25 protein-coding genes and 1 tRNA gene are annotated in these 25,183 nt (G+C 58.1%); 6 read left to right on the top strand and 20 right to left on the bottom strand.

Annotation, left to right across the window (positions count from 1 at the left end):
* Positions 1-73 precede the first annotated feature (73 nt).
* The 12 genes from glmU to pcsA form a co-directional block, all read right to left on the bottom strand.
* A complete protein-coding gene (gene glmU, locus AC13RC_RS05960; protein ID WP_269245335.1) occupies positions 74-1,435 on the bottom strand; it encodes a bifunctional UDP-N-acetylglucosamine diphosphorylase/glucosamine-1-phosphate N-acetyltransferase GlmU in 1,362 nt (453 codons plus the stop codon).
* A gap of 102 nt (positions 1,436-1,537) precedes the next feature.
* Entirely contained in the window at positions 1,538-2,284 is a 747-nt protein-coding gene (locus tag AC13RC_RS05955; RefSeq protein WP_069612144.1) for a FadR/GntR family transcriptional regulator, read from the bottom strand.
* Positions 2,285-2,300: 16 nt separating this feature from the next.
* A complete protein-coding gene (yjfF, locus tag AC13RC_RS05950) occupies positions 2,301-3,269 on the bottom strand; it encodes a galactofuranose ABC transporter, permease protein YjfF (RefSeq protein WP_488556701.1) in 969 nt (322 codons plus the stop codon).
* Positions 3,266-4,294, bottom strand: coding sequence for an ABC transporter permease (locus AC13RC_RS05945; RefSeq protein WP_488556700.1), 1,029 nt, complete (start codon positions 4,292-4,294; stop codon positions 3,266-3,268). The genes yjfF and AC13RC_RS05945 overlap by 4 nt, the downstream gene beginning before the upstream one ends.
* Positions 4,291-5,814, bottom strand: a complete 1,524-nt coding sequence (gene ytfR, locus AC13RC_RS05940; RefSeq protein ID WP_488556699.1) for a galactofuranose ABC transporter, ATP-binding protein YtfR — start codon at positions 5,812-5,814, stop codon at positions 4,291-4,293. The genes AC13RC_RS05945 and ytfR overlap by 4 nt, the downstream gene beginning before the upstream one ends.
* 131 nt (positions 5,815-5,945) lie before the next feature.
* The gene (gene ytfQ / locus AC13RC_RS05935; RefSeq protein WP_069612140.1) at positions 5,946-6,908 is read right to left on the bottom strand and encodes a galactofuranose ABC transporter, galactofuranose-binding protein YtfQ; all 963 of its coding nucleotides are present in this window, start codon (positions 6,906-6,908) and stop codon (positions 5,946-5,948) included.
* A gap of 144 nt (positions 6,909-7,052) precedes the next feature.
* On the bottom strand, positions 7,053-8,129 hold the full coding sequence (locus AC13RC_RS05930) for a BMP family ABC transporter substrate-binding protein (RefSeq protein WP_069612139.1): 1,077 nt from the start codon (positions 8,127-8,129) through the stop codon (positions 7,053-7,055).
* A 53-nt stretch (positions 8,130-8,182) separates the two neighbouring features.
* Complete coding sequence (locus AC13RC_RS05925) at positions 8,183-9,103, bottom strand: ABC transporter permease (protein ID WP_112721333.1); 921 nt, start codon at positions 9,101-9,103, stop codon at positions 8,183-8,185.
* Positions 9,100-10,185 carry an ABC transporter permease gene (locus AC13RC_RS05920; RefSeq protein ID WP_069612137.1) on the bottom strand — a complete coding sequence of 362 codons (1,086 nt, stop codon included), beginning with the start codon at positions 10,183-10,185 and terminating at the stop codon, positions 9,100-9,102. The genes AC13RC_RS05925 and AC13RC_RS05920 overlap by 4 nt, the downstream gene beginning before the upstream one ends.
* Positions 10,175-11,749 carry an ABC transporter ATP-binding protein gene (locus tag AC13RC_RS05915; protein WP_069612136.1) on the bottom strand — a complete coding sequence of 525 codons (1,575 nt, stop codon included), beginning with the start codon at positions 11,747-11,749 and terminating at the stop codon, positions 10,175-10,177. The genes AC13RC_RS05920 and AC13RC_RS05915 overlap by 11 nt, the downstream gene beginning before the upstream one ends.
* Positions 11,750-11,790: 41 nt before the next feature.
* Entirely contained in the window at positions 11,791-12,774 is a 984-nt protein-coding gene (locus AC13RC_RS05910) for a quinone oxidoreductase family protein (RefSeq protein ID WP_488556698.1), read from the bottom strand.
* Between the two features lie 12 nt (positions 12,775-12,786).
* Positions 12,787-13,512 (bottom strand): phosphatidylcholine synthase, encoded by a 726-nt coding sequence (gene pcsA / locus AC13RC_RS05905; protein WP_113333751.1) that lies wholly within the window; start codon positions 13,510-13,512, stop codon positions 12,787-12,789.
* Between the two features lie 212 nt (positions 13,513-13,724).
* Between pcsA and AC13RC_RS05900 the strand changes: the two genes are divergently transcribed.
* Positions 13,725-14,927 carry a UbiH/UbiF family hydroxylase gene (locus AC13RC_RS05900; protein WP_488556697.1) on the top strand — a complete coding sequence of 401 codons (1,203 nt, stop codon included), beginning with the start codon at positions 13,725-13,727 and terminating at the stop codon, positions 14,925-14,927.
* Here the strand turns inward: AC13RC_RS05900 and AC13RC_RS05895 are convergent.
* Together AC13RC_RS05895 and AC13RC_RS05890 are read right to left on the bottom strand one after the other, a co-directional pair.
* Complete coding sequence (locus AC13RC_RS05895; protein ID WP_488556696.1) at positions 14,904-15,866, bottom strand: AEC family transporter; 963 nt, start codon at positions 15,864-15,866, stop codon at positions 14,904-14,906. The two genes, AC13RC_RS05900 and AC13RC_RS05895, sit on opposite strands and share 24 nt — an antisense overlap.
* Positions 15,867-15,926: 60 nt before the next feature.
* Complete coding sequence (locus AC13RC_RS05890; protein WP_488556695.1) at positions 15,927-16,694, bottom strand: cytochrome c biogenesis CcdA family protein; 768 nt, start codon at positions 16,692-16,694, stop codon at positions 15,927-15,929.
* A 282-nt stretch (positions 16,695-16,976) separates the two neighbouring features.
* Here AC13RC_RS05890 and AC13RC_RS05885 point away from each other — a divergent pair, with 282 nt between their 5' ends.
* Both AC13RC_RS05885 and AC13RC_RS05880 read left to right on the top strand, forming a co-directional pair.
* Positions 16,977-17,255: a PsiF family protein gene (locus tag AC13RC_RS05885; protein WP_113333747.1), complete on the top strand. Its 279-nt coding sequence runs from the start codon at positions 16,977-16,979 to the stop codon at positions 17,253-17,255.
* Positions 17,256-17,678: 423 nt separating this feature from the next.
* Positions 17,679-17,894: a hypothetical protein gene (locus AC13RC_RS05880; RefSeq protein ID WP_488556694.1), complete on the top strand. Its 216-nt coding sequence runs from the start codon at positions 17,679-17,681 to the stop codon at positions 17,892-17,894.
* Between the two features lie 177 nt (positions 17,895-18,071).
* On the opposite strand, the gene AC13RC_RS05875 is transcribed toward AC13RC_RS05880, so the two are convergent.
* The 3 genes from AC13RC_RS05875 to AC13RC_RS05865 form a co-directional block, all read right to left on the bottom strand.
* On the bottom strand, positions 18,072-18,275 hold the full coding sequence (locus tag AC13RC_RS05875) for a hypothetical protein (RefSeq protein WP_113333746.1): 204 nt from the start codon (positions 18,273-18,275) through the stop codon (positions 18,072-18,074).
* A gap of 495 nt (positions 18,276-18,770) precedes the next feature.
* Complete coding sequence (locus AC13RC_RS05870) at positions 18,771-19,103, bottom strand: hypothetical protein (RefSeq protein WP_488556693.1); 333 nt, start codon at positions 19,101-19,103, stop codon at positions 18,771-18,773.
* 828 nt (positions 19,104-19,931) lie between these two features.
* A tRNA-Lys gene (locus AC13RC_RS05865) sits at positions 19,932-20,007 on the bottom strand.
* A 375-nt stretch (positions 20,008-20,382) separates the two neighbouring features.
* Here AC13RC_RS05865 and AC13RC_RS05860 point away from each other — a divergent pair.
* From AC13RC_RS05860 to AC13RC_RS05850, 3 genes are all read left to right on the top strand, one after another.
* Positions 20,383-20,640, top strand: a complete 258-nt coding sequence (locus AC13RC_RS05860) for a GlsB/YeaQ/YmgE family stress response membrane protein (protein ID WP_095434844.1) — start codon at positions 20,383-20,385, stop codon at positions 20,638-20,640.
* A gap of 191 nt (positions 20,641-20,831) precedes the next feature.
* A complete protein-coding gene (locus AC13RC_RS05855) occupies positions 20,832-21,038 on the top strand; it encodes a hypothetical protein (RefSeq protein ID WP_095434843.1) in 207 nt (68 codons plus the stop codon).
* Between the two features lie 203 nt (positions 21,039-21,241).
* Positions 21,242-21,856 carry a GntR family transcriptional regulator gene (locus AC13RC_RS05850; protein ID WP_113352566.1) on the top strand — a complete coding sequence of 205 codons (615 nt, stop codon included), beginning with the start codon at positions 21,242-21,244 and terminating at the stop codon, positions 21,854-21,856.
* 52 nt (positions 21,857-21,908) lie between these two features.
* Here AC13RC_RS05850 and AC13RC_RS05845 read toward each other — a convergent pair whose 3' ends face one another.
* The 3 genes from AC13RC_RS05845 to AC13RC_RS05835 all read right to left on the bottom strand — a co-directional run bounded on the left by AC13RC_RS05845 (position 21,909) and on the right by AC13RC_RS05835 (position 25,170).
* A complete protein-coding gene (locus AC13RC_RS05845; protein WP_069612125.1) occupies positions 21,909-22,721 on the bottom strand; it encodes a ferredoxin--NADP reductase in 813 nt (270 codons plus the stop codon).
* Between the two features lie 245 nt (positions 22,722-22,966).
* Positions 22,967-23,479: a DUF934 domain-containing protein gene (locus tag AC13RC_RS05840; RefSeq protein ID WP_488556692.1), complete on the bottom strand. Its 513-nt coding sequence runs from the start codon at positions 23,477-23,479 to the stop codon at positions 22,967-22,969.
* A gap of 11 nt (positions 23,480-23,490) precedes the next feature.
* Complete coding sequence (locus AC13RC_RS05835) at positions 23,491-25,170, bottom strand: nitrite/sulfite reductase (RefSeq protein WP_488556691.1); 1,680 nt, start codon at positions 25,168-25,170, stop codon at positions 23,491-23,493.
* Positions 25,171-25,183: the final 13 nt, after the last annotated feature.

Below are 25,183 nucleotides of genomic sequence, written 5' to 3'. Positions count from 1 at the left end.
ATCATTCCTGCGATTTTCTCAATTGCCGTCACGGTCACTTTCGATTTCTGACCGTTACGTCGACACGCGAGTTTTAGTGGCCGCCCTTCTTTGCCGCCTTGATGGCAAGAGCTCGCTCGCGGATTGCCTTGGCTCGCTCCGGCTTTACTTCCTGGCGAGCCCGGCCAAAAGCCAGCGCATCGGCCGGAACATCATCGGTGATGACACTTCCGGAAGCAATATATGCGCCGTCGCCGATGCGGATGGGCGCGACCAGCGATGAGTTGGAACCGACGAAAGCATTGGCGCCGATATGCGTCTCATGTTTGTTGACCCCATCATAGTTGCAGGTGATCGTGCCAGCGCCGATATTGCTGCCGGCGCCGATCGTCGCATCGCCGATGTAGGTCAGGTGATTGACCTTGGCACCCTCGCCGATCTTGCCGTTCTTGACCTCGCAGAAATTGCCGACCTTGGCACCGCCGGCGAGATCCGCACCTGGACGCAGCCGCGCGAAGGGCCCAACCGTCGCGCCGGCGCTGACATGGGCGCCCTCAATATGCGAGAAGGCATGGATGACCGCGCCCCCCTCGATCACCGCACCGGGACCGAAAACGACATTTGGTTCGATCAACGCATCCTGGCCGATCACGGTGTCATAGGCGAGGAACACGGTTTCTGGCGCCACCATGGTCACGCCCGACAGCATAAGCTCCTGCCGGCGCCGCTCCTGCCAGAGGCGCTCGATGAAGGCGAGCTCGGCCCGGTTGTTGCAGCCAGTCATTTCGACCTCGGGCGCATCGACCGCAACGGCGCGGCCGCCCAGCGAGCGGGCGATCTCGACGAGATCGGTGAGATAATATTCGCCCTTGGCATTGTTGTTGCCGATGCGGTCGAGAAGCTCCAGCGCCTTGCGGCCATTGATCGCCATCAGCCCGCTGTTGCACCACTTTATCGCCAGTTCGGCATCGGTGGCGTCCTTGGCTTCTCGAATGGCGATCAGTTCGCCATCCTTGACCAGCAAGCGGCCATAGACGTTGGGATGCTCCGTATGAAAGCCGATGACGACGATGTCATTGCCATCGGCCAGTCCCTGGCGGGCCGCACGAAGCGGCACATCGGTCAGCAGAGGGACGTCTCCATAGGCAACGATAATATCGTCATATCCGCGGGCAATCGCCTCGCGCGCCGCCAACACGGCATGGCCCGTGCCGAGCCGCTCCTTCTGCAGATAGGATTCGACGGCAATATCGCCGATCGATGCTGCCGCGCTGACCTCATCCGCATCGCGCCCGACCACCAGAGCCGCCGCTGAAATCCCGGTCCTGGCGATCGCCTCCATGACATGGGCGATCATCGGACGCCCGGCAATCGGGTGCAGGACCTTCGACATCGACGACTTCATGCGGGTACTGTCGCCGGCGGCGAGGATGATGGCGAGGCAGCTGCGTTCCATTTCAAGCTCCGAGATATACGGTCAAGCGCCGCCCGGGGGCCGGGCGACTCCCCTCATATCAACAAGTCGAGCGATGAACCACGGCGAAATTGAAGGCGACCTTCAGGCTTCGGCAAGAGCCTCGAAAGCTTCGAGAACATGTTGGCGCCCATCGATGATCACAAATTCCATCGCCTTATGGGCCGAAAGGCCGTCACGCGCCGCTATCGCGTCCACTATGGCCATATGCGTATCCGCAATATTGGCGAAGCCATTGGTTGAAGGCGGTGCGCTCATGCGGAACATGCCGACGAGTGCAGCTTCGATAAGTCCGCCCAGCGATCGCATGAATGGGTTCTGCGAAGCCTCCGTAATTGCCAGGTGGAAATGCAGATCGGCGACCGCGAGGCTATCGGAGGTATGATGCGGCGCTGCCATGGCAGCGGCAAGACTGCGGAGCAGTTCGATGTCCTCTCGACTGGCCCTTTCCGCCACGAGGCTTGCGGCAAAAGGCTCGAATGCCATGCGTATATCGTAAAGATGGAGAAGGAACTCCTTGTTGACGCCGCTTTCGAAATGCCAGTTGAGCACCTCGTTGTCGAACATGTTCCAATGGATCTTCTCGGTGACGCGCGTGCCGACGCGCGCACGCGGCACCACAAGCCCCTTTGCGGCCAAAGTCTTCATACTCTCACGCAGGACCGTGCGCGATACCTTGAATCGTTGCAGAAGCTCGCTGTCGCCAGGAAGAATGCTTCCGATCGGAAACGCGCCGGAGACGATCGCCTTGCCCAGCTCATCGACCACCTGAGCGTGGCTCGTGCGCGATTTCCCCTCTGATTTTCCGGTCTCAAGCAATCTGTCGCGCAAGCGCTCTGTCCCTACCTCAGGCATATCGTCGATTCAAGCGGGAAAGCAGCAGGAGACCCTTCTGCATCAGAATAAAGGCAAACAGCAACAAGCCGATCAATATCTTCGTCCACCAGCTGGAAAGCGTTCCATCGAAGGTGATGTAGGTCTGAATCAAGCCCTGTATGAGAATTCCGATGAGTGTTCCTCCGACGAACCCCGCTCCTCCCGTCAGCAGTGTTCCGCCTATAACCACGGCAGCGATCGCATCGAGTTCGACGCCGACTGTAGCAAGCGAATATCCCGCCGAGGTATAAATGGAAAAAACGATTCCGGATAGACCGGCGAGAAAGCCGGACAGAGCGTAAATCTGGATCGTCGTTCTTCCCACGGGCACGCCCATCAGTTCCGCGGTCTGCGCACCCCCACCCAGCGCGTAGACATTGGCACCGAAACGGGTGCGATGCGCCAGCACGATGCCGCCGGCAAAGACGAGTAGCATGAGACCGCCGATTAAAGTCAGCCGGCCACCCCCGGGCATCAGCCAATAGAGATCATTGAGCTGAGAGTAGAAATCATGCTCTATCGGAATGCTGTCGATCGACAGCACGAAGGCGATGCCCCGCGCCAGGAACATGCCGGCCAGCGTCACGATAAAGGGCGGCATGCTGAGATAGTGGATGATGGCGCCCATGCCGGCGCCAAAAATTGTCGTGATCGCGAGGACCAGGGCGAAAGCGATCATGGGATGGATCGTGGTATCGCGAAGGACGATCGCCAGGAACACGCCGGTAAAGGCAATGACCGATCCGATGGACAGATCAATTCCGCCGGAGATGATGACGAATGTCATGCCGACAGCTGCGATACCGAGAAAGGCATTATCCGTCAAAAGGTTGCCGACCACGCGCGTCGACAGCATGTTGGGATACTGTGTCACGCAGCCGGCGTAAGCCAGAATGAAGATGACGATGGTCGCAAGCAGCGGGAGATATTTCGAATTCACTTTGCCTGCTCCTTTTGCACCATCTGCCCCTCGCCGCGCCGGCGCCAGAAGAATGCGGTTGCGGACTGCATGGCGGGGGATTGGATGACCAGAATGACGATGACGATGATCGCCTTGATCACCAGATTGAACTCCGGCGGAAAGCCGGAGAGCAGGATGCCTGTATTGACCGATTGAATGATCATCGCGCCGATCAGCGAACCGACGATGCTGAAACGGCCGCCGAGGAGCGAATTGCCACCAACCACGACCGCAAGGATCGCATCCAGCTCAAGCCACAGACCGGCATTGTTGGCGTCCGCACCCTTGATATCGGCCGTCACGATGATGCCCGCGACCGAGGCACAAAGGCCGCTCAGTGCGTAAACAGCGATGAGCAGGACCGGGGTCCGGATACCGGACAAGGTGCTTGCCCGACGATTGATGCCAATGGCTTCGACCAGCATTCCGAGAGCTGTGCGCCGCACCAGAGCAATCACCAGAAGCGCAGCGACAAGCCAGATGACCACCGGCATCGGCAAGGCGGCGAAGGAACCGCTGCCAAGGAAGATCAGCCCGTCATTGTTGAAGGTGAGGATGGCCCCCTCAGTGATCAATTGCGCAATGCCGCGGCCGGCCACCATCAGCACCAGCGTCGCGATGATGGGCTGGATATCGAGTACGGCGACGAGGAATCCGTTCCAGAGGCCACATGCCAGACCGATGCCGATCGTCAAGAGCAGCGTATAGGAAAGCGAGTAGCCGGCAACAATCGAGGAAGCCGCGACAGCACCGCAAATCGCGATGACCGCCCCGACGGACAGATCGATCCCTTTCGTGGCGATGACCAGCGTCATGCCGATGGCGAGCAGCGCTACCGGCGCACCGCGATTGAGTACGTCTACCAAGCTTCCGTAGAGCCTTCCATTCTGAACTTCCAGATGAAAGAAATGCGGGAACATGATGAAATTCAACAGAAGAATAACCGCGAGTGCAATGAGCTGAGGCATCAGCCGAAGCAAGGAGGTTTTGATTGGCGAGCTCATGCGTCCTCCCGCGTCTTTTGAGCCGTGGCGATAGCCTCGACGATATTTCCGGCCGTAATCTCACTGCCGGTCAACTCAGCAATATGTTCGCGGTCGCGCAGGACGATGACTCGCGAACTATAGGCGACAAGCTCCTCGAGTTCGGATGAAATGACCACCAGGGACATTCCCTGCCGGCAAAGATCCTCGATCAATCGGATGATTTCCGCGTGCGCACCGACATCGATGCCGCGCGTCGGCTCATCCAGGATGAGGAAACTCGGATTGGTCGCCAACCAGCGGGCAAGTATCGCTTTCTGCTGGTTACCGCCTGAAAGGAGCCTGATCGGCTTTTCCCGGTCGGTCGTGCGGATATCCAGCGCCTTGATATAGCGATCGGCGATGGCGTTCTGCTCGCTGCGCGGCAATGGCCTTGCCCAGCCCCGCCTTGCCTGCAGCGCCATGACGATATTTTCGCGAATGGAGAGATCACCGATAATCCCATCGGTCTTGCGGTCTTCCGGGCAAAAGCCGAAGCCGCTCTTGATCGCGGCGCGCGGACTGGAAAGTGCAACGGGCTTGCCTTCGATCTTCGCCTCGCCGCTGTCGGCGCGCTCAACGCCGAAGAGCACTTCGGCGGTCTCCGTCCGCCCCGAGCCGAGCAGGCCGGCAATGCCGACCACTTCGCCGACGCGCACCTCCATGTCGAAAGGCTTGATCTTGCCGCGCTTGCCGAAATTCGTGAAATGATATTTGACCGGGCCGCTTTCCGTCTCGCTCTGCTTTATCGTGCTTTCAGTCTCGGCGAGTTCGCGACCGAGCATCATGGCGATCAGGGTCTGCCGCGGAAGACCGTCCGCCTCGCGCGTGCCGACCAGCCGGCCGTTGCGGAGAACGGTGATGCGATCGCAGATTTCGTAAACCTGCTCCAGGAAATGCGTAATGAAGACAATTCCGAGCCCGCGCTGTTTCAATCGCCTGACGATACCGAACAGCATCTCAACTTCATGCGTATCCAGGCTCGCAGTGGGCTCATCGAGAATGAGGACCTTACCGGACAGGTCGACGGCGCGGGCGATGGCGATCACCTGCTGAATGGCGACTGAAAAGCGATCGAGCTGGCGGCCGACGTCGATATCCAGGCCATATTGCAACAGCAGATCTCTCGCCATCTTGTTCATGACGCGGCTGGTGACCATACCGAAGCGCCGCGGCTGACGACCCAGAAACAGATTTTCCGCCACGCTCAGATTGGGCAGCAGGTTCACTTCCTGGTAGACCGTTCCAATACCGAGCTTCTGAGCGGCAAGCGTATCATGCGGATCGATCTCGGCCCCGTCGAGAACCAGAGTGCCCGCATCGCGGCGATAGGCGCCGGTCATGCATTTGATCAAGGTCGATTTTCCGGCACCGTTTTCGCCGAGAAGCGCATGGACCTCGCCGCGCATCAATGTGAAATCGACATGATCGAGAGCGGTCGAACCAGGGAAATATTTACAAAAACCTGTCGCCGTCAGAAGTCGCTCTACGTCGTGAGCCATGAAGCGCGAATTTCCTTGGAATGAATCAAATTGCGAAAGCGATAGCCGGCGCATTCTATGAGTGCGCCGGCATCTTGCACACGATATCGCACCGGCGCGGCATTGCCGATTCGGTGCGATGGGCTTTCGTCTTAGTAGCCGAGGTCTTTCTTCTGCTCGTAGACCTTCTGCGGATCATCGGCCTGGGTATAGAGCTTGGATTCCGTCTGGATCCACTTCGGCGGCTCTTTCTTGGTCTTCAGGTAGGCATCGAGTGCATCGAAGGCCGGACCAGCCATGTTCGGCGTCAGCTCCACGGTTGCGTTGGCTTCACCGGCAGCCATGGCCTTGAAGAGATCCGGAACCGAATCGATCGACACGGTCAGGATGTCCTTGCCCGGCTTCAGGCCGGCTTCCTTGATCGCCTGAATGGCGCCGACGGCCATATCGTCGTTATGAGCGTAGAGCGCGCAGATATCCTTGCCGCCGTTTTCAGCCTTCAGGAAGCTTTCCATGACTTCCTTGCCCTTGGCGCGAGTGAAATCGCCGGTCTGGCTGCGAACGATCTTCAGGTTGTCATGACCCTTGATGGCTTCCTCGAAGCCCTTCTTGCGGGCGATGGCCGGCGAGGAACCGGTCGTGCCCTGCAACTCGACGATGTTGCACTTCTTGTCGCCGACTGTCTTCACGAGCCAGTCGCCGGCAACCTTGCCTTCATGAACCAGGTCGGATGTGACAGCCGTCAGATAAAGGTCCTTCGGCGCGGCGACCGTGCGGTCTAGCAGGATGACCGGGATCTTTGCTTCCTTGGCTTCCTTCAGAACGGCATCCCAGCCGGTTTCGACGACGGGCGCCAGCAGGATCGCATCGACACCCTGCGCGATGAACGAGCGGATCGCCTTGATCTGGTTTTCCTGCTTCTGCTGCGCGTCAGCGAATTTCAGGTCGATGCCGCGCTTCTTGGCTTCCTGCTTGGTCAACGTGGTCTCAGCCGCGCGCCAGCCAGACTCCGAACCAATTTGCGAGAAGCCGACAACCAGGTCTTTAGCCGACGCCGACGTAAACATGCAGGCAGCGAGAATCGTAGCACTAACGAGTGCGGTCTTAAACTTCATGATTATCTCCCAAAGGCCATCTCCTCAGGCCCGCCGCCAAAAAATCATATAGTAATACTTTTGTAAATCGACATTCGATGATGCAGCGCAACAAAAAAGGGCGCCCGAGGCACCCTTTTCTCAACTTTAACTATTCGATGGAGCTTACTTCGAAGCCGGCAGCTTGTCGTCCACGCCTTCGATGTAGAAATTCATGCCGAGCAGCGTGCCGTCGTCAGCCTTTTCGCCGGCCTTCAGCCAGGGCGTGCCGTCCTGCTTGTTGATCGGACCGGTGAAGGGAGCCAGCTCGCCGGATTTGATCTTGGCTTCGGTTTCCTGGGCCATCTTCTTCACGTCGTCAGGCATGTTCGTATAGTCCGCCATCTTCAGGATACCGTCCTTGAGGCCATCCCAGCTCTGTTCGGACTTCCACGTGCCGTCGAGCAACGCATGAACACGCTTGGAGTAGTAGTTGCCCCAGGTGTCGACGATCGCCGTCAGCTGCGCCTTCGGGCCAGCCTTGATCATGTCAGAAGCCTGGCCGAAAGCGTGAATGCCGCGCTCTTCAGCCACCTGCATCGGCGCCGTCGTATCGGTGTGCTGCGTCAGGATATCGACGCCCTGGTCGACCATGGCCTTGGCGGCATCAGCTTCCTTGCCGGGATCGAACCAAGTGTTGACCCAGACGACCTTGAGCTTGAAGCTCGGATCGATCGAGCGGGCGCCCTGTTCGAAGGAGTTGATGCCCATCACGACTTCCGGAATCGGGAAGGACGCGATGTAGGCGGCACCATGGTTCTTCGACATCTTGGCGGCGATCTGGCCGAGAATGTAGCGGCCTTCATAGAAGCGCGAGTTATAGGTCGCGAGATTCGGACCGCTCTTGAAGCCGGTCGCATGCTCGAACTTCACCTTCGGGAACTTGGCGGCAACCTTGACGGTCGCGTCCATAAAGCCGAACGAAGTGGAGAAGATCAGCGAGCAGCCGGAACGGGCAAGACGCTCGATGGCGCGCTCGGCATCCGGGCCTTCCGGTACGTTTTCGAGATAAGGCGTCTCGATCTTGTTGCCGAATTCCTTCTGGATCTGCTGACGGCCGAGATCATGCGCCTGCGAATAGCCGCCGTCCGTGTGCGAACCGACATAGACGAAGCAGACCTTGGTCGGTGCTGCTTCTGCAGCGGCAGCGAAACCAACGATGGCGGCCGCTGTCGTTGTGAGGGCGAGTGCTAGTTTTTTCATGGTTACCCCTACTGGTTTGACATGTTTTGCAGAAATCGGTCCGGCCGTTGCAATCAACGCTCCGGAACGAAGGCCTTGCCGAGCGACGCTGGCGTGTTGATCAAGGTCGCGCGGCGATTTTGAGAGATGATGACGAGAACCACAATAGTCGACGCATAGGGCAGCATCGACAGGAATTGCGAGGGAATGCCGACGCCGAAGCCCTGCGCATGGAACTGCAGGATCGTTACGGCGCCGAAGAGATAACCGCCGGCCATGACGCGCATCGGCCGCCAGGAGGCGAAGACGACGAGCGCCAGCGTCACCCAACCGCGGCCGGCCGACATGTTCTCCACCCATTGCGGCGTATAGACGAGCGAGAGCTGCGCGCCGGCAAGCCCGGCGCAGGCACCGCCGAACATCACAGCGAGATAACGCGTGCGGATGACGTCGATCCCGAGCGCATGGGCGGAGCCATGGCTGTCGCCGACGGCACGCAGTTTCAGGCCGGCGCGGCTGCGGAAGAGGAACCAATTCACGCCGATCAGAAGCGCGATTGAGAGGTAGAAGGTCAGATCCTGCTTGAACAGCACCGAGCCGATCAGCGGAATATCCGACAGAAACGGGAAGACGATCTCGTGCAGCTGGACGCCAGGCACACTGACATAGCCTTCACCGATCATGCCGGAAAGGCCGAGTCCGAGGATGGTTAGAGCCAGACCGGTCGCGACCTGGTTCGTCACCAGCGTCAGAGTGAGGAAGCCGAACAGCAGCGAGAAGAGCGCACCGGCAATGATACCGGTCAGCAGGCCGACATAGGGCGACCCGCTCATCTGCGCGCCGACAAAAGCGGCGACGGCGCCGATAATCATCATGCCCTCGACGCCGAGGTTGAGGACGCCCGAGCGCTCCACCACCAATTCGCCGAGGCCAGCGATAACGAGCGGCGTCGATGCGGTGATGATCGTCAGGAGGATTGCTTCGAAAACGCTCATGCCGCACCTCCACGGACTCGCGACCAGATCACACGGATTTTGTAATAGATCAGTGTGTCGCAGGAGAGCACGAAAAATAGCAAGAGGCCCTGGAAAACGCTGGCCGCCTTGGCTGATATCCCCGGCGATAATTGCGCGGCTTCACCACCGAGATAGGTCAGCGCCAGCACCAGACCGGAAAGGATGGCTCCGAGCGGATTGAGGCGCGCAAGAAAGGCGACGATGATGGCGGTGAAACCGTAACCCGGCGAGATCGCCGGCTGCAGATGGCCGATGGAACCGGAAACTTCGGATATGCCGGCCAATCCCGAGAGCGCCCCCGAAACGAGGAAGGCGAACCAGACCATTTTCCGCGAGGAAAAACCGGCAAAGCGCCCTGCCCGCGCCGACTGGCCGAGCACGCTTATCTCAAAGCCTTTCAGCGTATATTTCATAACGAACCAGGCAAGGATCGCCGCGATAACGGCAAAGACGATGCCCCAATGCGCGCGCCCGGAATCCTCCCAGATTGCCGGCAGGACGGCTTCCGGCGGAAAATCGATGCTCTGCGGGAAATTATGGCCCTGCGGATCGCGCCACGGCCCGCGCGACAACCAATCGAGGAACAGTTGCGCAATATAGACAAGCATCAGGCTCGTCAGGATCTCATTGGTATTGAAATGCGCCTTCAAAAGCGCGGGAATGGCGGCATAGAGCGCGCCACCGATGGCGCCAGCGATCAGCATCAAAGGCAGGATCATCGGCGAATGCCAATCAGTGAAGACGATCGGGATGAATGATCCGGCGATTGCGCCCATCGTGAACTGGCCTTCGGCACCGATATTCCAATTGTTGGAACGGTAGCAGAGGCATAGGCCGACGGCGATCAGGATCAGCGGCCCCGCCTTGATCGCCAATTCGTGCAGCGACCACACTTCCAGCAGAGGCTCGACAAAAAAGGCGTCGAGCGCCTCGACGGGATCCTTGCCCATGACGGCGAACATGATGGTGCCTGCGATCAGCGCCAATGCGAGGGCAAGCAGAGGTGAAAGTAAACCGAACAGTTTCGAGACCTGCGGGCGCTTTTCAAGTTCAATGCGCATGTGCAGGCTCCGAATGCGTCTTCGATTCATGCAGCCCGCCCATCAGCAGGCCAATCTTTTCGCGCGTCAACTCGCCGGCGGGATAGGACGGCGACAGCCGCCCTTCCGAAATGACGGCAATATCGGTCGCGACTTCAAAAATCTCATCCAGATCCTGGCTGATGACGAGCACGGCCGAGCCGTCGCGGGCGAGATCGACCAGTGCCTGGCGGATGCGGCTTGCGGCGCCGGCATCGACGCCCCAGGTCGGTTGGTTGACGACGAGCACGCTCGGCTGACGATCCAATTCGCGGCCGACGATGAACTTCTGCAGATTGCCGCCGGACAAGGCGCCGGCAGCCGGATCCTCGCCGCTCTTGCGCACATCCATCGCCTCGCAGATGCGCTTCGTCGCCTGCTTGACCGCGCCGTGCCTGATGACGTTGAAGAAGCCACCACCCAGAAACGACTTGCGGTCCGACTGATGCCTGGCGAGCACGAGGTTATCCGACAGCTTCAATGCGGATACCGCAGCATGACCGTGGCGTTCCTCCGGCACGAAACCTGCGCCGATCAGTCGGCGCGCATTAATGCCCTTGGTGCCGACGGACTTGCCGCGCAATTGGACGAGATCATCTGCCGCGACTGTATATTCGCCGGAAATAACATCGAACAATTCGCCTTGGCCGTTACCGGCAACCCCGGCAATCGCCAGGATCTCGCCGGCGCGCACACGCAGGGACACGTCCTTTAGTGCCATGGCAAACGGGGTTCGCGCAGGTGCCGAAAGACCGGCAATCTCCAGAAGAATATCTCCCTTCGCACCGAGGCCCTCGTGCTGCACGCTGGCGACATCGTTGCCGACCATCATACGAGCGAGCGAACCGGTCGTTTCCTGGCGCGGATCGCAGGCGCCCGTAACTTTGCCGTGGCGCAGGACGGTGGCGCGCGAACAGATGCGCTGCACCTCCTCCAGCCGATGGCTGATGTAAAGCACCGAGCGTCCTTCGTCTCTCAACTTAAACAGGGTCTCGAAAAGGCGATCGGCTTCCTGCGGTGTCAAAACGGAAGTGGGCTCGTCAAGAATGATCAGTTTCGGGTTTTGCAGAAGCGCCCGCACAATCTCGATGCGCTGGCGTTCGCCAACCGAAAGATCGGCGACATGTGCATTCGGATCGAGCGGCAAGCCATAGGCGTGAGAGAGCTTTGCGGCTTCCTCGGAAATTTTTGCGAGCGGGATATTGCTGTCGAGCGAGAGCGCTATATTTTCCGCGACAGTCAGCGCTTCGAACAAAGAAAAATGCTGAAATACCATGCCGATGCCGAGCTTGCGCGCCGTGCCCGGCGCGTCGATCGACACAGGTTGCCCTTGCCAGACGATCTGTCCATGCGACGGTTCGAGCACGCCGAACAGCATCTTGACGAGCGTGGATTTCCCTGCGCCGTTTTCTCCGAGGAGAGCGTGAATTTCTCCCGGCTGGATTTCAAGATCGATTTCGTTGCAAGCAGTAAAACTGCCGAACAGTTTCGTCAGTTTGCGAACCGACAATAGTGCACCGGTTGCCGGCGCATCGGATGACGACACGTTCCCCTCATTTCCTTCCCACCGTCCTGCCCTTTACGGATCTATGGGATCAGTAGTGTAGTTCCACTCGTTTTCCTGGCTTCCAAATCCGCGTGCGCGCGCCCTGCATCAACAAGCGGATAAGTTTGATGAATATTGATACGCACTTTGCTGCTTTGCACAACAGCAAATAACGCCTTTGCACTGGCTCTCAACTCCTCAGCTGTGCCGACATAGGCAAAAAGGCTCGGCCGAGTGGCAAAGAGCGAGCCCTTCTGATTGAGGATGGCAAGATTGAAATTCTCGATCGGGCCGGAAGACTGACCGAAGGTGACCCACATCCCGCGCGGCTTCAGGCAATCGAGCGACTGCGGAAACGTGTCCTTGCCCACCGAGTCATAGACGACATCGACACCCTTGCCTCCGGTAATCTCGCGGACACGCTCGGCAAAATTCTCTTTGCTGTAGTCGATGACGTGGTCGTAGCCGTGCGCCAGCGCTAGTTCGACCTTTTCGGCGGAACCGGCAGTGCCGATGACGGTTTGGGCGCCGAGAGCCTTAGCCCATTGGCCGGCAATCAGGCCAACACCGCCTGCAGCCGCATGAAACAACAGCGTCGTTCCAGGACCAACCTTGAAGGTGCGGTTCAGCAGATACTCGGCCGTCATGCCCTTCAGCATCATGGATGCCGCGGTTTCAAGCGGAATATCATCGGGCACTTTGACCAGATGCCGGGTCTCGATGTTGCGTTCGATGCTGTAGGCGCCATCACTGCCGGCATAGGCAACGCGATCACCGACGGCAAAATCGGTTACGCCAGGCCCGACTTCGGTGATCGTGCCTGCGGCTTCCTTGCCAAGCGGCAGAGGAAAATAGGGCGCCTTGTAAAGGCCGGAGCGAAAGTAGACGTCGATAAAGTTGAGGCCGATCGCGGCATGGCGAAGCTGCACCTCACCCGCGCCGGGAGGTGGCAAATCCACCTCCTCCAGCTTCATGACCTCCGGACCGCCATTTTCATGAATACGGATAGCCTTGGTCTTCTTCATGATGCACAATCCTTACTGACGTCCGAGGGACGGAAAAAACTGCAGCACGGCACCGATGCAATAAAGATAAATCCCGCTGACGATGAACAGGACAACCGCCCATTGCGGCATGACGAAATGCATCAGCAGCGAATAGATGCCAAGCGCCGACCAGAACAGAAATATGCCAAGGTTCAGCGGCCGCAAGCGCTTGACGCGCACGGGATGAAGAAAATTGATCGGCAGAAAGGTCAGGACGACGGAAACGCCGACGAGGATCATGGCTGTCGTGGCGCTGGCGCCGATGACGAAAAGGGTGAAGATCACCATGTTCCAGACGACCGGAAAGCCGGAGAAGAAATATTCGTCCGTCTTCATGCCGGTATCGGCGTAATAGATGGCACTGGAAACCACGATCATGCCGGCGGCGACAAACGACCAGGGCTCGCCGATCATACCGCTCTCATAGAGCGCGAAGGCCGGCAGGAGCACGTAGGTCACGTAATCGATGATGTTGTCGAGTGTGTCGCCGGACCAGTTTGGCAGAACTTCCTTGACGCGGACCTTGCGCGCGATCGGCCCGTCTATGCCATCGACCAGCAGCGCCAGGCCAAGCCACCAGAACATATCGACGAAGCGATGTTCTGATGCCGCGACGACACCGAGAAAGGCGAGAAACGATCCGGATGCCGTCAGTATATGAACGGAGAACGCACGCATCTCCGCATAAGGCACCCGCTTGTAATTGAAGATTTTCATCCGCCCCACGACTCGTCAGCTTATTCACCTGCCCCGGCAGGCGGTTTTTCTTGCTAATATGCATCCTTTGGTCGGCATCGCCAGCGCAAAAGCGTTTATCGGGGCACGCTAGCGCGACTTACCGTCATTTTCACCCGTTGCGATGTTTCATCCCATGGATTTCAACAGGCTAAGCGCTTATTTTCAGAACCAAAGGCAATTGAGGCATCGATATGAAGCAGATTGAAGTGGCCGTTATCGGCGGTGGACTCGCCGGCATGATCACGGCTTTCGCGCTGGCACGCGGCGGAAGATCCGTCGCCCTTGTCGCGGCGCCGCACAACAAGGCCGACAAGCGGACGACGGCGCTGATGGATCAGTCGATCCGCTTTCTGGAACGCCTGACGCTGTGGGACAGGATCGTACCCTCAGCCGCGCCGCTGACGACGATGCGCATCATCGACGGGACATCACGGCTATTGCGAGCGCCGACCGTCTCGTTCCGATCGTCCGAAATCGGCCTGGATGCGTTCGGCTACAATATTCCGAATGCCGTGTTGCTCGACAATCTCAGCCAAGCCATCGAAGCGGAAGGCAATGTCAACCGCATCGAAGCCACGGCTTCCGAGATCACCTTCGGCGATGATGGCGTATCGATTACCCTCGACAATGGCGATTCGATCGATGCGGCATTCGTCGTCGGCGCGGACGGCCGCAATTCGATGGTGCGAGAGACGCTCGGAATCAAGACCAAGGGCTGGTCCTATCCGCAATCGGCAATGGTTCTGAATTTTTCGCATAGCCTGTCGCATCAGAACATCTCCACGGAATTCCATACCGAAAGCGGCCCCTTTACGCAGGTACCTCTGCCCGGCCGGCGCTCCAGCCTCGTCTGGGTTCAGAAGCCGGCCGAAGCCGCCGCCAATGCGGAGAAGTCGCTTGAGGAACTCGGCAGGCTGGTCGAGGAACGCATGCAGTCGATGCTCGGTGAGGTAACTGTCGAGGACAGCGTGCAGGTTTGGCCGCTTTCCGGCATGACGGCCTATCGCTTCGGCAAGGGTCGCGCCGCGCTGATCGGCGAAGCAGCCCACGTCTTCCCCCCAATCGGCGCGCAAGGCCTCAATCTCAGCCTTCGCGATATCCTGGCGCTGACAGATATTCTCTGCACGCGGGGAGACCAGCCGATCCCGGCCACATCGGGCGATAGTTTCGACCGCAAGAGACGTGCTGACATCATCAGCCGCACGGCAAGCGTCGATCTTCTCAATCGTTCGCTGCTGTCGGACTTCCTGCCGGTACAGATGCTGCGCGCGGCAGGCCTGCATGTGCTTTCGGCCATTGCTCCGCTGCGCAACATCGTCATGCGCGAGGGTATCGAACCGGGTGGCGGCCTGCGCAACTTTTCGTCGGCATTACGGGAAAAGCTGCGCCGGTAAGGTGCCGGACTTTATCAGATAGAGCACCAGCGAAACCGTCACCACGGAACAGGCCGTGGTGATCAGGATGGTAGCGGAGGCCCGCTCCTGCCAGACATCATATTGCTGGCCGATGACGAAGACGTTCGTTGCCGTCGGCAACGCCGCCAGCAATACGGCCGCCTCGATCCAGATCGGATCGAAGCCGCCGACAGCTTGCAAGACGACATAGACGACCAATGGATGCAGGATGAGCTTTGCCGGCACGATATAGCCGATCTCGACTGGAACCCGCTTCAGCGGACGCAGCGCGAGCGTTATCCCCATGGCAAATAGTGCACAAGGTGCAGCCGCTTGCGCGAGATAATTGACAAATCGCTCGAAGGCGATCGGTTGGTGTAACGATAACGCAGCCACGACAAAACCCAGCGCTGTCGACAGGATGAAAGGGTGCAGCAGTACCTTCCGGGCGATATCGGCAGCAACGCGCCATGGCGATCGCTTGTCGCCGCCTTCCAGCGCCATCAGGGCGGGCGCGACAATGAAATGCAGCGCGTTTTCAAAGCACACGATCAGCGCTACCGGAACCGCGGCCCGTTCGCCGAGCGCCAGTAGCGCAAGCCCCGGCCCCATATAGCCGATATTGCCATAGGCGCCGGCAAAGGCCTGGATGGTGCTGTCGGCAAGCGAATTGCGGCGCAGGAAGTGGCCGATCAGGAACAACAGCAGGAAAATCGAGTAAGTCGCGGCGATATCGGTGGCGATGAAGTCGATCCGAGTCAGCTGTTCGATCGGCGTCTGCGAAACGAGCCTGAAGAACAGCGCCGGCAATGCCGCGTAGATAATGAACGTATTCAGCCAGCCGAGCGCTTCTGCCGGCTGCTTTGTAACACGTGCGGCAACATAGCCGATCAGGATCAGACCGAAGAAGGGCAGCAGCAGACCAACAATATCAGCCATGGGGGTCAGCCATCGGGCATGTTCCACTTGCCGGGAAAAAGGCGGAAGGTATCGCCCGACTTAGCCGATTTTCATCAGGATTGGAAAGGTTTGCTGAAACCAGATCGCCATGTCGCTCACATAGCCGAAGATGAAAGCCAGACCTGTCAGCACCAGAAGCCCGCCCATGATCTTTTCGACCGTACCGAGATGGCGGCGGAAGCGGGAGAGAAAGCGCATGAAGGCGCCGGAAAAGCCGGCGGCGATCCAGAAGGGGATGGCAAGCCCGAGCGAATAGACGGCAAGCAGGCCCGCACCGGCTCCCACCGTTTCACGCGAGGCGGCAATGCCGAGGATGGCGCCAAGCACCGGGCCGATGCAAGGCGTCCAGCCGAAAGCAAAGGCGAGGCCCATGATATAGGCGCCCGTCAGTGTCGCCGGCTTGCCGCCGCTCTGGAAGCGCGCCTCCCGGGCCAGAAGGCCGATGCGGAAGATGCCGAGGAAGTTCAGCCCCATGATGACGATGATCAAACCGCCGATCTTGGCGAGAATATCGAGGTGCTGGCGCAAAAGCATGCCGATCGAGGACGCACCGGCGCCGAGCGCGACAAATACGGTGGCAAATCCCAACGTGAAGAATAGTGCCGACATCAGCACATTGCCGCGAACGCTCGGGCCAGGAACACTCGGGCCTCCCGCTACCGCTGCACCGCCTCCGCGAAACTGTTCGACCGAAATTCCCGCCATGTAGCAGAGATAGGGTGGCACGAGCGGCAGCACGCAGGGTGAAAGAAACGAAAGCGCTCCGGCGAGCAAGGCACTCAGAAGCGAGATATCGGCAAGCGACACGATGGACTCCGGCTATGTCATTCCGGCTCCCTTCCTAACGGTGCTGGAATCGGAAAGCCAATCACCTTTTCGAGCAGGCCCTGTCTTGCCTTAAAGTTGACGGAATTGAGAGACCTTCAGACTATTGCAAAATCTCGATTTCGCCCGATTTTCCGGGCGTGACCAAGGGTCGCGGAGCCGGCCGATGAACGAATTGCTTTTGTAAAAATATTGGTTCAAGCTGTTGATGTTCGTCGAACAACGTACATTCCACCCCAGCTACTCAGCGGAGGAAAAGCCCCCATGCGTATTGCTACTATGTTCACGACTGCAGCCTTTGTCGCACTCTTCAGCGTAAGTGCCATGGCACAAACGGCGACCACCCCTAGCACGACCACAACAACCCCGAGCGCAACGACGTCGACCCCGTCGACGACAAATACGATGAAGCCGAAGGCAACGAAGCCTGCCCAAACCGCCGTTTCAAAGGCATGTTCGGCTCAGGCTGACGCCAAGGGTCTGCATGGAAAGGCACGTGCCAAGTTCCGAAGCGATTGCAAGAAGAACGGCGGCAAGGCCTAAAACTCGTTTCATTCTCGAATCGTGGTCAACTTTGCCGTCCAGCTGGCAGTAGAGTTGACCACTACGGCGCTCCCATCAAATAATCCCGACGGAAAGACCGAGCTGCGGCGTCTGAACGCTGTTTGCTTGCGACGATCGCTTGTGTCGCGATCCTTTAGTCGGACATATCCTGTTGTTCTCGCCGAATTCCGGACGGAAAACCGTTGTCACCTTTTCTAAGATGACCTTGCAGGCTGGCGCCATTGATGCCGGCCGGCGTGAGTGCGCGTTATCCGGATATCACCCGCTCACTGTCGACTTCGATTGCGGGCTTGGCACTCTCGCAGCCATAGCAACGTTCTGCAATAAACGAGACAAACCCGGGAAACCGACTGACATTACAGTCCATCCCTATCCGGTCAAATCAATAGACGGAGCAGGAAGTTGAGACCCGCCATAAACCCTCCCCCTTCGGAAGCAGCATCGCAGACTAACTATCTGACGGCCTGTCTTTTCGCCCTGGAACCCTCCATCGAGAGCCTGGTTGCTGCGGCGATGAAATCCGGCTGGAAGCGCGAATATGTTCTTCTTGCCATCATGGCCATCGCGCTGAACGACGGCGGCACAAACCCATCGTCACCTAAGTCGTTGCATTCATGAATGATGGAGAATGAAGTCGGTGACGCAAACAGCAACATCATTGCAGAAACGATGATCGTATCGCGATCGTCGCTGCGCTACTTTTGCCGGACTGCGCGATTATCTTTCCATGAGAAACGGCGCATGACGCGCGAGCAGCCATCCGACATCGGTGTATCGATCAGACGTCCCTGGGGCTCATGCGTCCCTAGGCTTACGCTCTTTTGTCACCGGATCGACTTTACCCTCGGCAAGCCTGTTGCGGGGATCGGCAACGAGCGAAGCCTCGTCCTTTTCTTTATTCAGCCGGTCGTCCTTACGGATCTCGCTATGCTGTATCTTCGCCAGGGCTTGCTTCTTCTCACGTCCACCATGCGATTCACTTTGTCGATCCTGTGCCAAGATGCGCCTCCTGTCTTTTCAAAAGGGAACTCACTTGATGCGATTAGGTTCCGATGGAAATAACGACACCATCATAGTCAGCGATCTCTCATCCGACTGCCGAGCGAATTTCGAAGGATTTTCGTCTTTGGAAGCGGCAAAGCGCCACCTCACTGTACTTTTAGCGACAGATAATATAATAATGCGACGATAGACGTGAAACGAATCATGAATTTCATGCGTTTAAGCTTCACTGCCATGTGAGGAAGCTGACCATGACGTCGGTCGAACGGAAGAAGCTCGCGCGGCTTGTTATGTTGAAACTGCTACCGATCTTCGGTGGCCTCACCGCGGTTGCGGTCGTCGCACTTTCCACAATCGCATAATCCCGCAATCGCACTCATAATCCCGCAATCCTATAGGCATTGGCCACGGAACATGCGTCGACGGTTGCTCGACCATAAGCGATCGCCGATCTTGAATCAGGGTGCTCTTAATATTTCGCCTGCCCAAAGGTCAGGAGCAGTCGGTGCTGTCGACTGAAAATGAATAGTCCCTGCCCTTCAGCTGATAAATGTAATTCGCCAGAGATGCTTCGCCGGAACTGAACTTCGGCAACAGGAAGTCGCAGAGGTCGGTGAGCTGTGCGGATTTGACGAGAGGCGGATCGAAATCGTCATCATCGTCGTCAAGATCGTAGAAATAGCTATAGATATGATCGGTGAGATCTATCTTCGTCAGCGTGGTCTTTTGATCGATCTTCTTAGGTAAATCCTTGTTGGCAAAGATCACCGGATAGCGCTCCGAAAGGAAGGGAACCACTAACCGCTCGGTCACCGGTGTGGTCATCGCGATTCCTAAAAGCGGCAGCAGCCTCAAGGCTATCGGAAGCCTCCTGCCCGCGATCAATCCGGCCAAAAGTCCCAAGGATACCAGCAACCCACAAACGGTCGCATAAATCTCCCATAGTGACAGCTCTGCCACGAATTCCATCATTCGCCTGTCGTCTTCACCAACAATCTTATTGATGAAGCTATGGTACTACTAAATCGAGATTCGTCACCAGCCAATTCCGGCCAAATCTCATCAACAACCTGTGCGTTATGCCTGGAAGACGAAAGCACGTTGCGAGCCGAGGCCAACAATCCATGAGATTTGGCAATGCAGAAACGACTACGAAGGCTGCCGGGCCGTGCGGCCTTCGGCTCGCCTCATGAGCGATCTAATGAACCAGCTTCGCGACCTCGGGGACCGTTTGGATCGCGCTCTCGTGCCGTCCGGAAGTCAACCCGATGATTACAGCAACTGCGGCGACCATTATGTAAATAATCGTCCCTTTCGGCTTTCGATCCGATAAGCAACGCCTCGTCGACTCTAATGAACGCGAATGGTCAGACATCTTGATCCTTTGGTATTAAGAGCGCTCATTTAGTAGATCAGCGGCGCCGGATAAATATCTCGATTCGCGCATCTCCCCTGCAGGCAGCGAATACCGGGCTATTCTTGCGTCTGGGTTGCACGGCAAAATTGGCTGTTCCTGTCTGTGTGCCGCATCGGGCCAGGGGCTTTATCCGCGTAACGTCGATATCACTGGAAAATCGAGCAATACAAAAGCCCGCGACCTTCGTCCTAGGGACGTTCGGTTACCTATCTCTTCGAGCTGGACAAAAAAGGCGATGGTGAGAGCGATGGGATTCGAACCCATGACCTACTGATTAAAAGTCAGTTGCTCTACCGACTGAGCTACGCTCTCCCTCTCCGCAGGCAGAAGCTGCCCCGGCTGGAAGTGCGCGGAACATATGCAGACGTCTTATTGCGGTCAACCCATAAAATTGTGGTTGCGAGCGACCGAAGATGCTTTTCCTCACCTGGCTGTCGCGAAATGACGGCATCGAGCCGAAGAACTCGCCTATTATTAAGGAAAATCAGAAATCCGACACCGCGCGGATGAGCTCCAACAAGGCAAACGATTCTCAAAGACCCAAACAACCGTAACAATTTCCGATAATAATCAGGGTTGCAATGAACGGATCGATCGGCTCGCCATCCGCAACAGTTGGGGTGCGAATCGTTTTTGGTGTATATCAGTTATTGTTAACAACCTGTCGGGCCCTCAGGAGGTTCTTTTATGGAAGACGCAAACGTCGGTTGGATTGCAGCAATTATCATCGGCGGCCTAGCTGGCTGGTTCGCCGAGATGATCATGAAAAGCAACACGGGCATAATCATGAACATCATCCTCGGCATTGTCGGCGCGCTCGTTGCCAGCTGGCTTTTCCGTACGCTCGGCATCGTCCTGCCGTTCCATGTATGGCTGAACTACCTGATCACAGGTTTCATCGGCGCCTGCATCCTGATTTTCGTCGGCCGACTGATCAGACGTTAGCAGCGCATCGGGCTGCGAAAGCCCGAATTGGGAAGAGGAAAAAAGGGAAGGCGGGCCAAACCGCCTTCCCTTTTTTGTTGCGCTCACCCGGTGAGACGCAAGACCGCGAAATGCGCCCGTGGCTTTTGAGGCCTTTCCAAGCGCGACCTCGACGCTATCTACCAAAAGGGAACCGAAAGGAGGTTGGAAACATGACGGAAAACGCCAATCGGACAACCACCCGCAAAGTCATCCGCGGCCGCCCCTACAGCATTGCCGAGTTTGCACGGAAATATCGCCTCGATGATGCGGAGGCAAAACGCCTCTTCTACAAGTTCGGCCCGTCGTCCACCGAACTGGACCTGCTCATGGCTGCCAAACGAAGGCCGCCCAGCCTTGCAACCGCAATCGGTCGATAACGCACGGCTTTCCCAGCCAGACTTGCGAAATGCCGCTGCGATCGGCGACCGCAAAGCGGCGATCCGGCAGACACGATAGTCAGGCACAGCGGCACGGCCATGACGCATGGCTTTGCAATATACTGATATATCACATCCGATTGCCTTCGGAGATGCTAAATGACACTGTGTGCCACTCAAGCATAAGCCGGACGCAGCCTCGAATGCAGAATTCGCTTAGCCATCTTGCCTATCTCGCGTTGGAATACGCGATCGTGACGCTTGCGTTGAAGCCAGGCGCCCTCGTCACCGAAAAGCAGCTGATCGAAGTGGCCGAGCATGGGCGAACACCGGTGCGCGAGGCAATCCAGAAACTTGCATGGCAGGGATTGATCCATGTGCGGCCGCGCGTCGGCCTGCAAATCGCGGAGATTCGCCCCGAAGACCATCAATATGTCATGCAGGTGAGACGTGAATTGGAGCCAATTGCGGCCGCGCTCGCCGCCACCCATGCCGATCAGCAGCAGCGCGAGCAGTTGGAGGAATGCGCCCGCCTGATGACGGAGTGTGCCGTTACCGGCGACCTTCCCGGCTTTTTCGCTGCCGATAAGGCCTTCGACGAAATTCTCGAAGCCGCCTGCCCCAACAACTTCATCACAGCGGCGCTCGCAACCGTGCAGACGCACGCACGCCGTCTGTGGTATTCCACTGGAACGCATGATCGCATGGGCCTGGCGATCGCCATGCATGTCCAGGCCATCGAAGCCATTCGGGGCGGTGATGCCAAGGCGGCCGAGACTGCAATGGCATCACTCATCGATTACCTCAGCGGCACATGAAAAAAGCGGCCCCGTTACCAAAGCCGCCTTTCATTCCGGGTTTAGGGGCCGATTAGCCGACGAAAGCGCGTTCGATGACGAACTCGGCCGGATTGTTGTTGGCACCCTCGTTCAGGCCAGCCTTCTCGAGCAGCGACTTGGTGTCCTTCAGCATGGCGGAGGAGCCGCAGATCATGCCGCGATCGATCGCGGGATCCAGCGGCGGCACGCCGAGATCGCTGAAAAGCTTGCCGTTTTCGATGAGATCTGTAATGCGGCCCTTGAAGGGGAATTCCTCGCGGGTCACGGTGGCATAATGACGTAGCTTGTCGCCGACGACTTCGCTCAACAGCTCGTCGTTGCGGATTTCCTCGACGAGATCGAAGCCGTATTTCAGCTCAGCAACATCGCGCGTGGTATGGGTGAGGATGACCTCCTCATACTTCTCATAGGTCTCCGGGTCGCGGATGAGGCTCGCAAATGGTGCAATGCCGGTGCCGGTCGAGAACATGTAGAGACGGCGGCCAGGGGTCAGCGCGTCCAGAACCAGCGTACCGGTCGGCTTCTTGCGCATCAGTACTTCATCGCCCGGCTTGATGTTCTGCAGGTGCGACGTCAGCGGACCGTCCGGCACCTTGATGGAAAAGAATTCAAGCTCGTCGGCCCAGGCCGGGCTCGCGATCGAATACGCGCGATACAGCGGCTTGCCCTCGACCATCAGGCCGATCATGGCGAACTCGCCTGAACGGAAGCGGAAGCCTTGCGGCCGGGTCATGGTGAAACGAAAGAGCCGGTCGGTATAATGCGTGACGCTCAGCACCTTCTCGGCGAAGACGCCTGCGGGTACTGCTGAAGCAAATTCATCTGTCTTTGCGGGGGCGTTCATTCTGTCTCGGATCCCGTATTAGTCTTACGCGTTTTCCTGGGCACGTTTTTCCTGGCAGGCTCATTTCGCGACGCTGATATAATAATATAGCCGGTTTTGAAAGGCATTCCATTCCAACCGACAGTACAGGACTGAAATATGCATTTTTCAGTCAAGTTTCCAGATTGCCGACATTACATCCTTCAAAAGGCTTGAACACGGCAATCCGACACTGTCAAATTGCCACAGCAGCGAGCCTTTCCGCATCAGGCCGACTTTGCCGGCAATCGCCGCCAGCTATAGGCCTGTCCGCCTTCGGCACGCCGAGCGGTCGGCTGATAATAGTGCGGAATGCCCGGAAGGCGATTTTCCGACAGGCGCTTCAGCGCTGTTGCGTTGGTGACGGCGAAACTATCGATACCCACGCGCAGCATCAGCGGAATCTGATCGATCAGCACGTCGCCAACCGCACGCAGCTCATTGGCATAGCCGAGGCGCTGACGCAGCAGCGACGCATGGCTGAAGGCGCGGCCATCGTTGAATGCCGGAAACGTGACCGCGACGATATCGAGACGGTCGAGATAGGGCTGCAGCCGGGTTACGTCATCGGCAGGCTTGATGAGAACGCCGAGGCCGGCTTCGTTGCTCTCTTCCGCCTTCGCGATCAGTGCATCAAGGCTAAGCAGAGGCTTCTGCGTCTCGGTCGCCTTGACCTCATCGGTCTCGATGACCCACGGATCATTGTCGACGAAACCTGTTTCACGCCAGATCTTTGTCACGGTCAATCTCCTTACGCCGCTTCCGCTGCCGACGAGGACGCGCCGTAGAGCGCCGTCTTGAACGGTTGCGGCCCGACACGACGGTAGGCGGTCAGGAAGGTTTCGGAGGGATCCAGACGAAGACCGAGATAGGTATCGACGATGGTTTCGATGGCGTCGGTCACCTTGTCGGGCTCGAAGCCGCGACCGATGATCTCGCCGATCGAGGTGTTTTCGTCGCCGGAGCCGCCGAGCGTGATCTGATAGAGTTCCGCACCTTTCTTCTCGACGCCAAGCAGGCCGATATGACCGACATGGTGATGGCCGCAGGCGTTGATGCAGCCGGAAATCTTGATCTTCAGCTCGCCGATCTCCGCCTGGCGCTCGGGCGAACCGAAACGCCTGGAGATCTCCTGCGCGACCGGAATGGAACGCGCATTGGCAAGAGCGCAATAATCGAGACCGGGACAAGCGATGATATCCGTGATCAGGCCGGCATTCGCCGTTTCCAGGCCGTTGGCCACCAGACCACGATAAACGGCCTCGAGGTCGGCCAGAGCAACATGCGGCAGGATAAGATTCTGCTCATGGCTGACGCGGATTTCGTCGAAGGCATATTCCTCGGCGATATCCGCGACAGCTTCCATCTGGACATCCGTCGCATCGCCAGGAATGCCGCCGATCGGCTTCAGCGAGATTGTCACCATGCCATAATCGGGGTTCTTGTGGGGCTGCACATTCTGCTGCACCCAGCGCGCAAAAGCCGGATCGGCCTTCTTCCAGCGTGCCAGGCTTTCCCAACCTTCTGGGCGCTCTGGCAGCGCCGGTGGTGCAAAATAGGCTGAGATCGCCTGAACGTCAGCTTCCGGCAGCTTCAGTTCAGTGTCTCGCAGCTTGTCGAACTCGGCCTCGACCTGGCGTGCCAGTTCCTCGGCGCCGGTTTCATGCACGAGGATTTTGATACGGGCCTTGTACTTGTTGTCGCGGCGGCCATGCAGATTGTAAACGCGCATGATCGCCGTGGTGTAGGATAGGAGATCCTCTTCCGGCAGGAAGTCACGGATGAGCTTGGCAACCAGGGGCGTGCGCCCCTGCCCGCCTCCGACGTAAACGGCAAAGCCGATCTCGCCCTTGTCGTTCTTCTTCAAATGCAGGCCGATATCATGCACCTGGATCGCAGCGCGGTCGCGCTCGGCGCCGGTGACGGCGATCTTGAACTTGCGCGGCAGGAAGGAAAATTCCGGATGAACGGACGACCACTGGCGGAGGATTTCGGCGTAGGGTCTGGGATCAGCAACTTCATCAGCCGCAGCGCCGGCGAAATGATCGGCCGTCACGTTGCGAATGCAATTGCCCGAAGTCTGGATCGCGTGCATCTCGACGGAGGCCAAATCGGCCAGTGCATCGGGCATCTCGGAAAGTTTCGGCCAGTTGAACTGCAGATTCTGGCGCGTGGTGAAGTGGCCATAGCCGCGGTCATAGGTGCGCGCGATATGGGCGAGCATGCGCATCTGACGCGAGCTCAGCGTGCCATAGGGAATAGCGATGCGCAGCATATAGGCATGCAGCTGCAGATAGACGCCGTTCATCAAGCGCAGCGGCTTGAAGGCATCTTCCGAAAGCTCACCCGAGAGGCGTCGCTCCACCTGATCGCGGAATTGGGCAACCCGTTCCGCAACAAAGGCGTGGTCGAATTCATCGTAACGATACATGACTTCCTCGGGA

It is taken from the genome of Martinezella sp. CNPSo 3890 (assembly GCF_057784455.1).
This window is presented reverse-complemented; position numbering and strand designations above follow the sequence as displayed.

What these genes read in the sequence shown, in the direction of transcription:
- glmU (WP_269245335.1), bottom strand. Translation starts at nt 1,435, where the DNA reads ATGGAACGCAGCTGCCTCGCCATCATCCTCGCCGCCGGCGACAGTACC.
- AC13RC_RS05945 (WP_488556700.1), bottom strand. Translation starts at nt 4,294, where the DNA reads ATGAGCTCGCCAATCAAAACCTCCTTGCTTCGGCTGATGCCTCAGCTC.
- ytfR (WP_488556699.1), bottom strand. Translation starts at nt 5,814, where the DNA reads ATGGCTCACGACGTAGAGCGACTTCTGACGGCGACAGGTTTTTGTAAA.
- ytfQ (WP_069612140.1), bottom strand. Translation starts at nt 6,908, where the DNA reads ATGAAGTTTAAGACCGCACTCGTTAGTGCTACGATTCTCGCTGCCTGC.
- AC13RC_RS05930 (WP_069612139.1), bottom strand. Translation starts at nt 8,129, where the DNA reads ATGAAAAAACTAGCACTCGCCCTCACAACGACAGCGGCCGCCATCGTT.
- AC13RC_RS05925 (WP_112721333.1), bottom strand. Translation starts at nt 9,103, where the DNA reads ATGAGCGTTTTCGAAGCAATCCTCCTGACGATCATCACCGCATCGACG.
- AC13RC_RS05920 (WP_069612137.1), bottom strand. Translation starts at nt 10,185, where the DNA reads ATGCGCATTGAACTTGAAAAGCGCCCGCAGGTCTCGAAACTGTTCGGT.
- AC13RC_RS05910 (WP_488556698.1), bottom strand. Translation starts at nt 12,774, where the DNA reads ATGAAGAAGACCAAGGCTATCCGTATTCATGAAAATGGCGGTCCGGAG.
- pcsA (WP_113333751.1), bottom strand. Translation starts at nt 13,512, where the DNA reads ATGAAAATCTTCAATTACAAGCGGGTGCCTTATGCGGAGATGCGTGCG.
- AC13RC_RS05900 (WP_488556697.1), top strand. Translation starts at nt 13,725, where the DNA reads ATGAAGCAGATTGAAGTGGCCGTTATCGGCGGTGGACTCGCCGGCATG.
- AC13RC_RS05895 (WP_488556696.1), bottom strand. Translation starts at nt 15,866, where the DNA reads ATGGCTGATATTGTTGGTCTGCTGCTGCCCTTCTTCGGTCTGATCCTG.
- AC13RC_RS05885 (WP_113333747.1), top strand. Translation starts at nt 16,977, where the DNA reads ATGCGTATTGCTACTATGTTCACGACTGCAGCCTTTGTCGCACTCTTC.
- AC13RC_RS05870 (WP_488556693.1), bottom strand. Translation starts at nt 19,103, where the DNA reads ATGACCACACCGGTGACCGAGCGGTTAGTGGTTCCCTTCCTTTCGGAG.
- AC13RC_RS05860 (WP_095434844.1), top strand. Translation starts at nt 20,383, where the DNA reads ATGGAAGACGCAAACGTCGGTTGGATTGCAGCAATTATCATCGGCGGC.
- AC13RC_RS05855 (WP_095434843.1), top strand. Translation starts at nt 20,832, where the DNA reads ATGACGGAAAACGCCAATCGGACAACCACCCGCAAAGTCATCCGCGGC.
- AC13RC_RS05850 (WP_113352566.1), top strand. Translation starts at nt 21,242, where the DNA reads ATGCAGAATTCGCTTAGCCATCTTGCCTATCTCGCGTTGGAATACGCG.
- AC13RC_RS05845 (WP_069612125.1), bottom strand. Translation starts at nt 22,721, where the DNA reads ATGAACGCCCCCGCAAAGACAGATGAATTTGCTTCAGCAGTACCCGCA.
- AC13RC_RS05835 (WP_488556691.1), bottom strand. Translation starts at nt 25,170, where the DNA reads ATGTATCGTTACGATGAATTCGACCACGCCTTTGTTGCGGAACGGGTT.